Origin of the sequence: Streptomyces swartbergensis (assembly GCF_002148965.1) — a bacterium.
Taxonomy (GTDB): Bacteria; Actinomycetota; Actinomycetes; order Streptomycetales; family Streptomycetaceae; genus Streptomyces; species Streptomyces swartbergensis.
Map to the genome: position 1 here is coordinate 13,213 of NZ_NGFN01000022.1, position 14,456 is coordinate 27,668.

The 14,456-nt window shown below is 62.4% G+C and carries 6 protein-coding genes and 1 pseudogene; 6 read left to right on the top strand and 1 reads right to left on the bottom strand.

Translation table 11 applies throughout. From position 1 onward, the window contains the following. Positions 1-501 precede the first annotated feature (501 nt). The 6 genes from CA983_RS06110 (at position 502) to CA983_RS06135 (ending at position 13,908) form a co-directional block, all read left to right on the top strand. Positions 502-1,698: a DGQHR domain-containing protein gene (locus CA983_RS06110; protein ID WP_086599859.1), complete on the top strand. Its 1,197-nt coding sequence runs from the start codon at positions 502-504 to the stop codon at positions 1,696-1,698. 575 nt (positions 1,699-2,273) lie between these two features. Then, a complete protein-coding gene (locus CA983_RS06115; protein ID WP_158101834.1) occupies positions 2,274-5,759 on the top strand; it encodes a helicase-related protein in 3,486 nt (1,161 codons plus the stop codon). Position 5,760: 1 nt separating this feature from the next. Then, positions 5,761-8,478: a DUF1156 domain-containing protein gene (locus CA983_RS06120; protein ID WP_158101835.1), complete on the top strand. Its 2,718-nt coding sequence runs from the start codon at positions 5,761-5,763 to the stop codon at positions 8,476-8,478. A gap of 123 nt (positions 8,479-8,601) precedes the next feature. After that, positions 8,602-11,331: an ATP-binding protein gene (locus CA983_RS06125; RefSeq protein ID WP_086599862.1), complete on the top strand. Its 2,730-nt coding sequence runs from the start codon at positions 8,602-8,604 to the stop codon at positions 11,329-11,331. A 187-nt stretch (positions 11,332-11,518) separates the two neighbouring features. Next, the gene (locus CA983_RS06130; RefSeq protein WP_086599863.1) at positions 11,519-13,081 is read left to right on the top strand and encodes an AAA family ATPase; all 1,563 of its coding nucleotides are present in this window, start codon (positions 11,519-11,521) and stop codon (positions 13,079-13,081) included. An 8-nt stretch (positions 13,082-13,089) separates the two neighbouring features. Then, positions 13,090-13,908, top strand: coding sequence for an HNH endonuclease (locus CA983_RS06135; RefSeq protein ID WP_143645454.1), 819 nt, complete (start codon positions 13,090-13,092; stop codon positions 13,906-13,908). Between the two features lie 51 nt (positions 13,909-13,959). On the opposite strand, the pseudogene CA983_RS06140 reads toward CA983_RS06135, so the two are convergent. Further along, positions 13,960-14,277 (bottom strand): annotated as a pseudogene (locus tag CA983_RS06140) (IS701 family transposase); the annotation flags it as partial. Positions 14,278-14,456 lie beyond the last annotated feature (179 nt).

Here is a 14,456-nt window from a genome sequence, read left to right on the forward strand (position 1 = left end):
CGCGTCGTCCCGTGTCGCTGCACGGAAGGTTTCAGCGTCGAGGCCGCAGCCACGCCCGCTGAAATCTTCCGTGCGGTCCGAAGGCGCGCAGATAGAGGAAGCGTAAGGCTTGGCGCGCGTATCGGCGCCTAGTCGCGAATGCGCCCGTCTCGCCGTGAGGTTGGCTCAGTCGTTGCCTGCTGGGTCGACGCCGTGCGGGCCGGAGGGCTCGAAGCCACCGGGGTCTGTGCCGAGCTGCAAGGCACCACGTCACCCCGAGTCCGGCATCGCTTTCCGACAGGAGTTCCGACGCGCTCACGGCCGGGGCCAAGCTCAGCGGAAGCGAGCAGAGGAGAACTATCAAATCTGGTCATTTGTGAGATGGGAACGAAATGGGTCCGCCCTCTTGTACGCAAAAATAGATCTATCCTTCAGATCTGATTGCTAGATCTGGGTGCGCAGGTCCAACCTCATACCTGGACGCCGCAGCCCGTGGCGTCATCCTGGGAATGAGAGGGACACATGGGTAAGCAGAGCGTGGCGACCATCCAGATCGCAGGGGCACTATGTGTGCAGAGGGGTACGCGTATGTTGCAGGCGTTCGCCGATGCCATCACCGTGTCCGATCACCAGAAGGTCGACATTTTCGACCCGGATACCGGCGAGGGGTACCAGCGGGCACCAGTCACCGCCCGGGTGCGCAAGGCAGCCCGGTACTACGACGAGAAGAAGGGCCGGATGCCCAATCCTCTGCTCGTCAACGTCCGCAAGATCGACATGGACGAGGAGCGGGTGGTCATCGTGGTCGATGATGACCACGCGGGATACGAGAACGCCGTCCTTGAAGACGGCAATTGGATCGGCACTGGGCGTATCGAGTTCACCGAAGAGCTGTCGCTGTGGATCTACGACGGACAGCACCGGGCGGGCGGGCTGAACCAGCTGCTCGGTGAGCAGGAGGACTTCGAAGACTTTCCCGTCCCTATCAGCCTCACCTTGGGACTTGACCCGGGTGAAGAGATGCGCGAGTTCTATGAGGTCAACACGAATGCTGCCAGCGTCAAGACCGATCTCGCATGGCAGCTACTGACCAAAATGGCCGAGGACGATCCCGAGCTCCGAGAAATGCTTGCGGCTGAGGACAGGGACTGGATCACCCGTGCCTACGCTGTCGTGGATGAGCTGGAAAAGCTCGACGGCCCATGGAAAGGCCGGTTCCAGGAGGCCAACCGTCGCAAGACGAGGGGCGACGGGGTAACCATCCCCAAGCCGCAGTTCGCTCGCTCTCTCAAGCCAGTGCTGGACATGCCGTCGTTCAAGCGAGCGGATGCCGCTACCGTCGCGGTCGTCCTCAATGCTTACTGGTCCGGAATCAAGCAGGTCATGCCCGAGCCCTTCGAGGAGGCGTCAGACTACGTTCTTCAGAAGGGTAGCGGGGCCGTCGCACTGCACCGAGTACTGCCCCAGGTGGTGGAAGTCGTCCGAAGCAATGGCGGGCGGCTCGGCCAGCTCCAAGCGTACGCGGAGGTTATGAAGGACCTTCCCACCTTGGAAGGTGAGTCCGTCGACAATGCCGGCCATCTGTCGATCCGCTCGGGCGCCGACTTCTGGAAGGTCGGTTCGGTTGCCTCTGGATTCAGTGGCGACGCCGGCAGGAGGCGGCTCAGCCTGTTGATCCAGAGCCGCCTGCCCTCTCCTGCGGAGTCCATCCAGCTCTGACACCGGGCACCAAGTCGGCAGCGTCGGTGCTCCCTGAACCCGAAGCTGGCTCAGGTGGCACCGACCTGTACGACAAACCGTGATGCCACTCAGCCCTTCGCTCCGTCTTCCGACGGCATGATCGACTACCTCGGGCCGTCGCATGCGCTGCATGCCCCTGTACGTGGCCGTACTCAATCGGCTCGTCAACAATGGGCCCACACCGCTGGGCCATCACGCTCGCCGACACCGCCCCGACTGCCGCAACAGCCGGTGGCCCCCACCGCCAACAGCCCAGGCTGGGCGCAGGGTGATCCCGCCGACGTATGCGCCAGCCGTTGGGTCGGCGGACCTGCTCCTTCGTCGGGCGCCGTCGAGGCGCTCCCAGTCCACCTCCCAGCCGCCCGTGTACGAGGAGCGCCAGGCCCACACAGTGACACTGTGCCGATCGGCCAGGTCCTGCGCCCATGCCCGCGCGACGGCGGCCCGGGTGGACGCGGTGGGATCACCTGTCTCACAATTTTCGCCACTCCTTGACCTTCGCCACTTGGGCTAGGTTTGGCGCTGTTGACGCGGAAGTTACGGAGGGACGGCCCGTGAAGGACGTGAGTGAGCGCGCCAAGAATCGTTTGGTCATGCTCGATGGTCATTTCGCGCACCCCGTGAGAGTGGAGCACGTCGAGCCGATCGGCTCTGGCGTATTCCTCGTCCGGGTTCGTCACGCCAATGGGGCGCCCGACGAAACGCAAATCCTGGAATCTGAACTCGAGGCCGCCCTGGCGAAGGCCGCTCCAAAACCGGAGTTGGTTGAGGCGCAAGATCTGTTCCTATGGGTGGAATCTCAGCGCATCAAACATGCCTTCGCCCATGATCCACTCTTCGCTGTTTCGATGAGTGGTGTTCGGGGTCTGCCGCATCAGATCGAAGCTGTTTATCGGCACATGCTGCCACAACCACGCCTGCGCTTCGTTCTTGCAGATGACCCCGGTGCCGGCAAGACGATCATGGCAGGACTGCTCCTGAAGGAGCTGAAGCTTCGAGGCGCAGTGGAGCGCATCCTGATCCTTAGCCCTGCCCCGCTCACCACGCAGTGGCAGGACGAGATGCTAGAGAAGTTTGACGAACAGTTCGAGATCGTGTCAGGTGAGCAAGTCCGCTACCAGCTTGGCCAGAGCCCCTGGGAACGCTTCCCCCTCGCCATCAGCAGCATCGATTTCGCCAAGCGCGACGATGTGCGGGATGACCTTCTGCGCACGCAGTGGGATCTAGTTGTCGTTGACGAGGCTCACAAGGCATCGGCTTTCACGAAGCGGGGCCGAGACGAGCGAGTCGTGAAGACCAAGAGGTACGCCCTAGTGGAAGGCGTTGCTCAGCAGGCAGACCGGCTACTTCTACTCACCGCAACACCGCACTCCGGTGACGAGGACAGGTTCACTCGTTTCCTTGGGCTACTGGACCCGGATCAGTTCTCAACGCCAGACCTTGTGAAGAAGCAGATCGCCAACGAGGGGAACCCGTATTTCCTGAGGCGCCAGAAGGAAGACCTCGTAGACGAACACAATCACGCACTCTTCGTTGAGAGGCACGTTCGCACCCAGCCGTTCCAACTTTCGACTGCTGAATACGCGCTGTACCAGGATGTAACCGAGTATGTGAACCGGTACCTGGGGCCGAGTGCAGGGTCCCGCGGCAACGCTGTGGCCCTCGCCCGCACCGTTCTTCAGCGTCGGCTCGCATCCAGCCTCGGGGCCATCCGGTCTTCGCTGGTGAAGCGCGCCGAGCGCCTGAGCGACCTCATTGATCAGCTGAACATGATGCCGTCCGCCGATCGGAACCAGCGCCTTGCCTCCCTCGGGCGCATGCCGGCGGATTCAGACTTTGAAGACGACGGTGAAGCGGCTTCAGACGACCTTGACGAAACCGCCGATGACGCGTTGGTCACCGAGGTCACCAGTGCCGAACAGCTCTCGCAGCTGCGCGCCGAAGTAAGCGAGCTCCGAAAGCTTGTGGTTCACGCGGACAGGGTCAGGGACCTGGGTGATGAACGAAAGCTAGTGGCGCTGCGTGAGTGCCTCAAGAGGGCAGAGTTCGATGAGCTCAAGGATGGTCGGGGCAAGCTCCTCATCTTCACGGAGCACCGGGACACCCTTGACTACCTGGAAGAGGACCTCCGCAAGCAGGGCTACACCGTGTGCACGATCCACGGTGGGCAGTCCCCCGCGGAGCGAAAGCGAGCGCAGCACGACTTCCGTCAGAACAAGCAGATCTGCATCGCTACCGAAGCTGCTGGGGAGGGCATCAACCTTCAGTTCTGCCACCTGATGATCAACTACGACCTTCCGTGGAACCCGGTCCGTCTGGAGCAGCGCATGGGCCGGGTGCATCGGATTGGGCAGAGTGCGGACTGTTGGATCTTCAACTTCTGCGCGACCAATACGATTGAAGGCCAGTTGTTGGCTGGTCTGCACGCGCGGCTCGAAGCGATGAGAGATGACCTCGACGGCCGTGTGTACGACGTGATCGGCGAACTTCTCACCATCAACGGCATCGACTTCGAGCGGCTCGTCAAGGAGACCCTCGCCAGCCCTACTCGGGCCAACCGAGACGCTGCCGTCGCCGCGATCAACCGCCTCAACCCGGACAAGCTGGCTGAGTACGAGAAGGACACAGGCATCGCCCTGGCGAAGAAGTACGTCGACATCGACTGGGTACGCGGCCAGAACTTCTTGTCTGAGGAGCGGCGCCTCATGCCGGAGTATGCGGAGGCGTTCTTCCTGCGAGCCGCCAGCCGTCAACGCCTCCGTGTGGAACGCCGCGCAGACCAGCTTCTCCGGATCGAACACGTTCCCGTCGCCCTGCGAAGCGAGGACCTCGCGGCGGTCAAGTATCGCGGTCGTCCGGATTCGGAGTACCGCAAACTCACCTTCAAGAAGGAAGAACGAGACCGAGTCGAGCATGAGGACTCAGTGCTGTGTTCACCAGGTCACCCGCTGTTCTCGGCGCTCGCTGAATCCCTGGAGCGAGACCTAACTGCGGACGGCATCCCTCAGGGCGCTGCAGCGTTCGTCGACCCTGGTGCGCGGGCACCTTATTTCGTTCACCTCTTCGCCTACGAGGTAGTCGGTGAGGACCTGCACGGGGCCGCGGAACTTGCTTTCGCGGAAGTGGTGGCGGTGATAGAGGATCATGACGGCCTTCACCGGGGGCCAGCTGACGTCCTGCACACCCTTACGCCGGCTACCCCCACGGAGGCACGCAAAGCTGCCGCAGTCTCGCCAGAGAAGATCAAGGCGGCGACGGACTGGCTGCGCGTCCAGATCCAGCTCCCCCGCAGTAACGCGGAGCGAATCAACCGCCTGGATCAAGCCAAACTTCGGGCTTCCTACCTTGAGGAAGCCATGGAGGCGCAGAAGCGCCGCCTGGAAGGCCGCTGGGACGTCTACGACACCAAGGTCGCTTCCGGGGACGACTCGTATCGCCTTCAGAGGGACAACACCGCACGACAGCTCCAGGAGTTGAAGCACCGGCGAGCCGCCAAGCTGGAGTCCCTCAACCGCCTCGGCGTAGTGCGTTCAGGCAAGGTGACGCACCTCGGGTCAGCCTCAGTCGTACCGCCCAGTGCGCCAGAGCACCCTGATGTCGACGTCATGCGAGCCAGCAGCAAGGAAGTGGAGGACGCGGCGGTTGAGGTGGCTATGGCCTTCGAACGACAGCAGGGGTGGGAGCCTGAGTATCTTGGCCATCTGATGGACGGCACCGGCTTCGACATCCGCTCGACGCGGACGCTTCCCGATGGCAACGCGCAGGTGCGCCGGATTGAGGTGAAGGGGCGTGCCGACGCCTCGGGCGATGTGGGCTTGTACCGGACGGAGTGGTATGCCGCACAGCGATGGGCCGCTGGCTATTGGCTGTATGTGGTCTACAGCGCCACAACAAACCCTGTCCTGCTGAGGGTCCAAGATCCGTACCATACGCTGCCCAATGTGTCCGAGATCCGGCAGGTTACCGGCTATCGCGTACCGGGAGCTAGCATCCGAGCTCACGCGGTTGTAGAGGGAAGAGCTGCGGAGCGAGAGGAATAGAGTGCGCGACAGCAGTGACAAGCGGCTCATCGAGGACGTCATCCCTATCGATGTCATCAGCCGTACCAGCGCCAGCGAGAAGGTTGGTGGCCGAGTCGGCCATCCCGCTTCGATGCACCTCTGGTGGGCTCGCCGGCCGCTGGCGGCTTCCCGCGCCGCTGTTTACGCAGCCCTCACTCCTGCGGAAGGCCGCACGCGCTCACTTGCGGAGGAATCGGACTTCTTCGAGGCCCTGTGCACCTGGGGAGGCGACGAGCACGCCATACGGACTGCGCGCAGTGAGGTACTTGCGACGAGCGAGGACGGTCCCCCCAAGGTCGTCGACCTCTTCTCCGGAGGAGGCGCCATTCCCCTCGAGGCCCTGCGCCTAGGGTGTGAGGTCACCGCCAACGAACTGAACCCTGTGGCTCATCTCATCGAGCGGATGCTCATGGAGTTCCCACAGAGCTACCCAGGCCTTGCTGACGACGTCCGCAAGTGGGGCAAGATCTGGGTCGACCAAGCATGGCAGGACCTGGCACCCTTCTACCCGTCTGTTGACGGCGGTACAGGCCAGCAGGCCTTCCTCGACGATGGCGGGAGTGAACGACGCCTCCCCCTGGCGTACCTGTGGACGAGGACCGTGCGGTGCCCCAACCCCTCTCCCGGGACCCCTGAGCACGATGCCCACCTCGTACGTCAAACCTGGCTCGGCCGGAAGAAGAACCGACTGGTTGCTCTCAGGCCAGTGGTCGACCACAGCACTTTTACGCTTCGCTACGAGGTCGTTACAGCGGCGAACGAGGCCGACCTTGGGTTCGACCCCGCCGAGGGCTCCCGGGGAGGTGAAGTGGCTTGCCGAATCTGCGGCGCGCCGGTCAAAAGTGAGTACGTGAAGAAGGAGGCACGCGCGGGACGCATGGGGACAGCGCCGCTCGCAGCCCTCGCGGCCAAGCCGAATCGGAAGGGACGGGACTACCTGGCGGTCGGCGAGTACGAACTGCCCGACGATGCAGAGTGTCTGAAGCGTCTCGAAGAGCTCCCTGTCGCCCCGCTGGACGAACCGCTTCCTGGCACCATGCGCATCACCGGCGGCACGTGCATGGTCTACGGCTTCTCTCACTACCGTGACCTGTTCACGCCGCGCCAGGCTCTCGCTCTGAGCACGATGGCTGCTGGCATCCGCACCGCCTATGACAAGGCTTGCGCCGAAGGCATGGACACTGGACGCGCGGCTGCCATGGCCACCGCATTCGCCATGGCGCTGAACAGGGTCGCCGACCGTCTCTCGAACCTATGCCGTCTCGACACAAAGAACGAGGGCGGAACGAACACGTTCGCCCGCCAGGCGCTGCCCATGGTGTGGGACTTCTACGAGGCCAACCCCTTCGCGGGCGCATCAGGGGACATCCGTAAGTACCTCAAGGAGACCGCCGATCTCATTGAGCGGCTTTCTACGCTGCCGAACGCCGCCACTTGCGTGCGGGGGTCGGCAGCTTCCCTCCCCCTGGCCAGTGACTCGCAGGACGCGGTGATTACCGACCCGCCGTACTACGACAACATCTCGTACGCGGACTTGTCCGACTTCTTCTACGTGTGGCTGAAGCGGTCGATCGGCTTCCTCTACCCCACACACCTGGGCGGAGAGTTGACGCCGAAGAAGAAGGAGGCGGTGGTAGCGGCCTACCGCCACTCCGGGAACAAGGGCGAGGCCCGCCAGCACTACGAAGATCTTATGGAGCAGGCCTTCACCGAGGCCCATCGGGTACTCAAGCCGGGCGCTCCGCTCATCTGCGTCTATGCGCACAAGACCACCTCGGGATGGTCCAGCCTGGTCGAGTCGCTCAGGACCGCGGGTTTCACCATCACTGAGGCTTGGCCCCTGGACACAGAGATGCCCGAAAGGGCTGTTGGCCGAGGAACTGCCAGCCTGGCCTCGTCCATCTTCCTCGTCGCTCGCAAACGCCAGCCCGACGCCGGGGTCGGCAGTGAGGCCGACGTGATGGTCGAGCTGGGGCAGATCATCATGGAACGCCGAGCAAGACTTGAGGAACTTGGTATCACGGGTGCGGATTTGGTCATCGCGACAGTCGGGGCTGGCCTTCGTGCCCTGACCCGCTACGAGCGCGTCGAGCAGGACAACGGTGAAGTGCTGCCGGCTGAGACATTCCTGGAGATGGTCCAGAACCGGGTTCTCGACGCGATCGTTGAGGGGCTGGCTGGCACGGACCCCGTGACCCGTTACTACCTAGCAGCTCAGTTTTCCTACGGGTACGCGGCCGTCCCCTTCGACGAAGCCAACAACCTTGCCCGCATGGCCGGCGCCGACCTCGACGGCCCTGGTGGGTTGACGAACGGCCCTAACCCACTCGTGGCCAAGGTCAAGTCCACGGTCGTCCTCAGGGACTTCGAGGACCGCGGGGACGATCCGCGCTTGGGACAGCCAAACACAGAAGCAAGCGGAACCATGCCTCTCTACGAGGTTGAGTCGTCTGTCGCACCGCCGCTCATCGACGTCGCGCATGGAGTCCTTTGGCGTGCCGAGTACCAGCCGAGGCAGATTCCCGCCTACCTCATGTCCGTAAACGTCGACGTCGACGCGGTCCGTCAGGTCATCCAGACCTTGGCCGGCCGGGCCCTCCGCGCCAGCTCCAGTGAGTCGAAGAGTCGAGAGGCGGCCGCAGCGGAGCGGCTGCTGGCGTCGTGGAAGACGATGATTGGTGATCGAGGACTGGTCTGAGGTGCGGATCGTCCGTAACGTTGAGGCACAGGGGGTTATGAGGCTGTGAGTTCGAGCTATCGTTTGTCGCCTTGGACAGAGGTCGCACGCCCACATGAGGATGTGGCAGCAGGTGTCCTCGATATGGGCACCTACGCGGCCAACCTGTCTGCGGTTTTCCGCGGCCGCAGGGGCGTCTCTCCCGTCTATTCAGATGCTGGCCGATTCTTCCAGGCGACGTACCTCACCGGGAAGATGGGCGAGCTGCTGACGGACGTCATGGACGTGCTCGCGGGCGGGGCCGGTTCTCACGTTCTCCAGCTTCGCACCCCTTTTGGCGGCGGTAAGACGCACAGCCTCGTGGCGCTGCTCCACCTGGTTCGTAACCGTGCCGCTTCGGTTGCTGCGTGCCCGGAGCTGAAGGACATTGCTGACCCCGGCAATGTTCAGGTTGCCGTACTGTCCGGTGAGGAGCTCGATGCCCTTACTCCGGCAACGGCGACTGGAATCGAGACGCACACTCTGTGGGGGGAGCTTGCCGCCCAGCTCGGACGCTACGAACTCGTAGAAGAGCACGATCGAACGGGCGCTGCGCCGGGCGGCGAGGTGCTGCGCCAGATCATCGGGGAGAGCCCGACACTGATCCTTCTCGATGAGGTCTTGATCTACGTCGAGAAGGCCATGGTGGTTGCTAGGGGAGAATCAAACGCAGGCCGGCAGGCCATGCTGTTCCTCCAAGCCCTCACTGAGGTCGTCAGCGCCCAGCCGAACGTGGTCATGGTCTACAGCCTCCAGGCGAGTGTTGGCGAGGCTGTCGGGGCTGAAGGGTTGCTGAGCGACCTGGACAAGCTTGTTGCCCGAGTGGACTCCAAGCGTGAACCGGTCGCAGGCGACGAGGTGCTGCGCGTCGTCCAACGGCGGCTTTTCGCCGAGCTTGGGGACGACGCCACTCACCAGGAGGTTGCCCGCTCCTACTCCGACCTCCTTCGGAAACAACTGCTTGCTGCAGCGGAAACGGGTGACGCACGCAGGGAAGCTGATGCGGCTGCCGATTCTCTTGAAGAGCGGATTCTGGCTGCTTACCCCTTCCACCCAGAACTACTGGATCTGATGTACCACCGCTGGGGATCGTTGATCTCCTACCAGCGAACTCGTGGTGCCTTGCAGTTCTTGGCCGCCGTTGTGCACGCCTTGTGGAAGTCCGGTGCGAAGAGCCCGCTCATCGGGCCCGGGGACATCGACTTCACCGACGAGGCAACCCGAGGCGCGTTCTTCTCGCAGGTCGGTGAGCGGGAGAGGTACGTGTCCGTGCTGTCGAGCGATGTCACGTCGGACGGTGCCGGATGCGCGACCGTCGACCGCACACTCGGAGCCGACAGCCCTATGCTCGCGCAACTCCGAGTAGGCACTCGCGTTGCTTCCGCCATCATGCTCTACAGCTTCGGGGCCCGCGAGGGCGAGGACCGTGGTGTCCTTGAGACGGACCTCGTCAAAAGCGTCCTCGTTCCCGGCTTGACGCGGAATGTCGTCGTGTCCGCACTGCACGACCTGCGCGAGGAGGAGCTGTACCTCCACTACACGGGGCGCCGCTACCGGTTCGAACCGACACCCAACCTGACAAAGCTTGTGCGGGACGAGGCCACCAAGCTCAGCTCCAACGAGGTACTCACTGAGGTTCGGGGCGAGCTTGAGAATCAGCTGCGCGGAACCAAGGGGGTGGCCCTGTGGCCAGAAGCACCGAGCGGTATCGCTGACGAGCGCCCTGTTTTCACGGTCGCCTACCTGCATCCAGACTGGTCAGAGGATCGCGATCCACAATCGAAGTTCATCGAGCAGGCAGGCAAGGGCGCGCCTCGGCGATACCGCAACGGGCTTGCTTTGGTGCTTCCGGACAAGGGGCAGTTTGACCTTGCCCGTCATGCCGTAAGGCTGCGCTTGGCTGCTGATTCGCTCCTGTCGAAGGCTAGGCAGTACAACTTCAGCGCCGAGCAGATCGAAGAGCTAAGAGAGAAGTCCGGCAACGCACGACGGGACGGCTCCGCGGCCATCGGCGCCGCGTACAGCACCGTAACTATCCCTATCCGGTCCCGGACGGGCGATGCACCGTACGTACTGGAAACCTCCGACCTCCGCACGATGCTCGCGGCGGGGCGAGCCCTTCACGAACGGGTTGTAGAAGCCCTCAGCCAACGCGTGTTCAGCTCCATCACCGCAGCGAAGCTGGTTGCGCTGGCCGGCCTGGGGCCGGATCGTAAGGCCGTCACATGCGCCGACCTCGTGGACTGGTTCTACAGCTACTACGACTTCACGAAGCTTTGGGACAAACATGCCGTTGCCTCTGCTATCGCTAAGGCGGTCTCGGAGTCAGAGCTGGGCTATGTGGTGGGCGTAGTACGGGAAGGGGAGAGCATCGTTCCTCGGGACGCCCGTCAAGTGCGTTTTGGAGAACGCCTCACAGCTGATGAAGTCGACCTGTCAAACGACGCAGCGATCCTCTGGCACGACTACGCTCGTGAGTTCCTTCTAACGGTCGTCGAGCCGACCCCAGAGGTCCCTGAACCCGACTCGACAGGTGGGGCCAAACCTCAGCCCGCTCCTCCCGCACCATCCGCAACCCCACGAGGAGGTAAGCCGGGCTCGGGCAGGGGAGGACCAAGCGACGTTGTACGAGTGGCCAACGTCAAAGCCGTCGTGGAACGATCTGGCCTTTTCAACCTTGGTCGGTCTCTCTCCTGGCTACGGGATGAGCAGGGTTCTGTGCGCATCGAGATCAACATCCGTGCCGAAGGCGAGTTCGACCGCGCTTCCTTCTTGAACGGATTCTTGGAACCCATCGAAGAAGCAGCCGAAGATCTCGACATCAATACGCAATAGCATCGACATACTTTGCGGTGCCCCACCATCCCAACGGCCAAGAAGTGGCTGCGCTTTGGGCCACTTCCAGTGCCCCAGATGGACTGGGCCGCTGGGATGGTCAGGTAGGGCAGGCTACTGGCCTGCTCGTGCGTTGCATTGGTGGCAGGAAGTTGTTTGACCGTATGGGGGCGGGGGCGGAGAAATCGTGCAGTTCACAGTCGTGGAACGAGGCGGTCGGCAGCCGAAAGACCTGCGGTCCCATGCGCTGCTCGTACGGGACGCCTGGAATGACTTCGGTTTCGTGACCATGTTCCACTTGGTGGTCTACGACGAGAGCGGCCGCCGGCATGGCATCGGCGAAGTGAAGATCGGCGAGTTCGGGATGCAGTCCGGGGTCGAGCCGAGTGCCAAGCACCCAGGCCGTGTGGTCCGAGTACCCGAGTCTTTTGAAGAGCTCGGACCACGTCACTTTTCTCTGGGGCAGGATGATTCGTACTACGAGCGCCTACGCCAGCTCGGAGACGATGTGCGTCGTTCTGTGCTGTCCGCGCTGAAGGACATAGCGTTCAACGACAGAATCTTTGATCGTGCCCAACACGAGAAGGTGACCGTCGAGTCACTCATGCGATTCGTGAAGCCGGCCGCCGTCACGGAGCAGTACCGCCGCATTGCCCAGGGCGGTGCTCGAGTGTCGAGCTTCAAAGTGGCCTACGAGGCCCCGGCCCCCGCTGGGGGCAGGGGGAAGCCTGTGGTTTTGCATTTCAGCGTGTCACCGAACTCGCGGCCGTCAACGAACATTCACGTGCTGATTGGCCGCAACAGTGTTGGAAAGTCATTCCTTCTCAACAGACTGACTCGCGCGGTCGGCGTCTATCAGGCTGACCCACGCGAGGTCGGTCGCATCATTGAAAGCGACCGGGGTGGGCGCAGCTCCTTCGCGAACTTGGTCAGTGTCACCTTCAGTGCGTTTGACGAGTTTCCGCTCATCAGCGATGACGATGTAGCCATCTCCTACGCCTATGTAGGTCTTCGAGTCCCCTCCACAAGCAATCGGACGCCACGGGTAAAGACACCATCTCAGCTGAAAGACGACTTCGCAGATAGCGTGGAAGCGTGTCTGACCGGGGAACGGTCAGACAGGTGGGCCAAAACACTGCGAACTTTGCAATACGCCAGTGCTGGCTTTATTGAAGAAGACTGGGTGGAGAACTTCCAGGACACGCAGAACGCAACTGCCCGTAGACGCAAAGCGAAGCAGTTGTTTGCCGGCCTGAGCTCGGGCCACAAGGTGGTCCTACTGACGATGACTCGCCTTGTAGAGCACGTGACGGAACGATCCCTCGTGGTCATAGACGAACCCGAGTCCCACCTCCATCCGCCATTGTTGGCCGCATTCATTCGCACCCTGTCTGATCTGTTGACCGAGCGTAACGGACTGGCTGTGGTTGCCACTCACTCGCCGGTGGTACTTCAAGAGGTACCCGCCTCCTGCGTCTGGAAGCTACGTCGTTTCGGTAACCATATGGCTGCGGACCGCCCAACCCTCGAAACTTTCGGCGAGAATGTCGGCGTCCTTACCCACGAGGTATTCGGACTGGAGGTTACGGACTCCGGATTCCACCGTGATCTGAAGGCAGCGGTTCGCCAAGGGCTGTCATACGAAAGCGTGCTTAGGCGATTCAGCGGACAGTTGGGGGGCGAGGCCAAGTCCATCGTCCGATCTCTCATCGCGGTCCGTGATACCGGCGAAATGGAGGGCCAGTTCTAATGCGCCCCGTGCAGGCCCCGGACCTATCGGCACGCGAGGTCTACGCCCTCTGCATCAGCAAGACTTTGCCGAAGGTCAAGGCGCGACTGAAAGCCCTGGAGGAGGACGTAGTCAAGGCCGCCGACAAGTTCGAAGCTGCCGCCTCCACGGTCGCCCTCCATGCACTGGCTGAACTCAAGACCAACCCTTCCGATGAAGCGGACAGGGTGCAGCTCACGAAGAATTACACGCAACGCCTGGCAAACAAGGATCACCCAGCGAGAGAAATCTATGACGAGCTGAAGATCGCAGGTAGGCTATGCCCTCTCTGTGCTCACCGTGATGTGGAAACTCTCGACCACCAGTTGCCGAAGTCGCTGTATCCCTTGCTGGCTGTGGTGCCCTCTAACCTGGTCCCCGCTTGCCGGAGCTGCAACACGTTGAAGAGTGATGCAGACCCTAAGGGGTCTTTTGATCAGACGCTGCATCCCTATTTCGATGACATCAGCAAAGAGCAATGGCTCTTTGCGCGAGTCCATGAAGTAGCCCCGGCATGTGTCTCATTCTACGTAAAACCACCAGAAAGCTGGGATGAGGTCCTGACGGCCCGGGTGCACTGGCACTTTCAGATGTTCGGCCTTGCGGAGCTCTACGGAAACCAGGCCGGCCGGGCGATGACTAGCCTTCGCTACGTCTTGAAACGTAAGGCGCCCTCCACTATCCCGACCTACCTAAAAGACGAGGCCGATGGTGGGGCCGATGAAGACCCCAACGCATGGAAGACAGCCATGTTCCAAGCTCTAGCTAGCAGTTCCTGGTACATCAACGGTGGCTTCGCCCTGGAGTAAACGGGTTATGTTTCAGTGGGATCCGCTGGGTGGTGTCGTTATGGTTTCCGAGCCGGTGTCGTCCACGATCAGGACGGCGTCCCGGTCTCCGAGGTGGTCGACGACGGAGTCACGGACGTCGTCCAGCCAGGACCTCGGCCATGTCCCAGCCGATCGGTTCAGTGGCCGCTGGATGTGGTCCTGTCCCGCGCGTCCGGCCTCCTCTGCCAGCGTCCAGCCGTTCTTCCGCTCCAGCCGCAGCAACCAGTCCCCGCATATAGCCAGCGTCGACTAAAGCGGCTCCTCTCGGCTGAACCAGTGCACGAACCGCTCGTGCAGCACGCACAGTTCACCCGCCCACAACCTAATACCAGCAAGGTCCCCACCCATAACCACATCAGCGACTGAGCTGGCCAGCAGTCACGCCAAGCACCAGCTCTGGGCGAGAGCGGTGAGCGCGGGGTCCGCCCGTTGCAGTATTAGGCGCCGGCGCGCGAGCCAGACACGGCTGGCCTCTCCCGGCCAGTGGTGAGGAGCCGACACCACGGCGCGGAGCCTTGTCCGGCAAC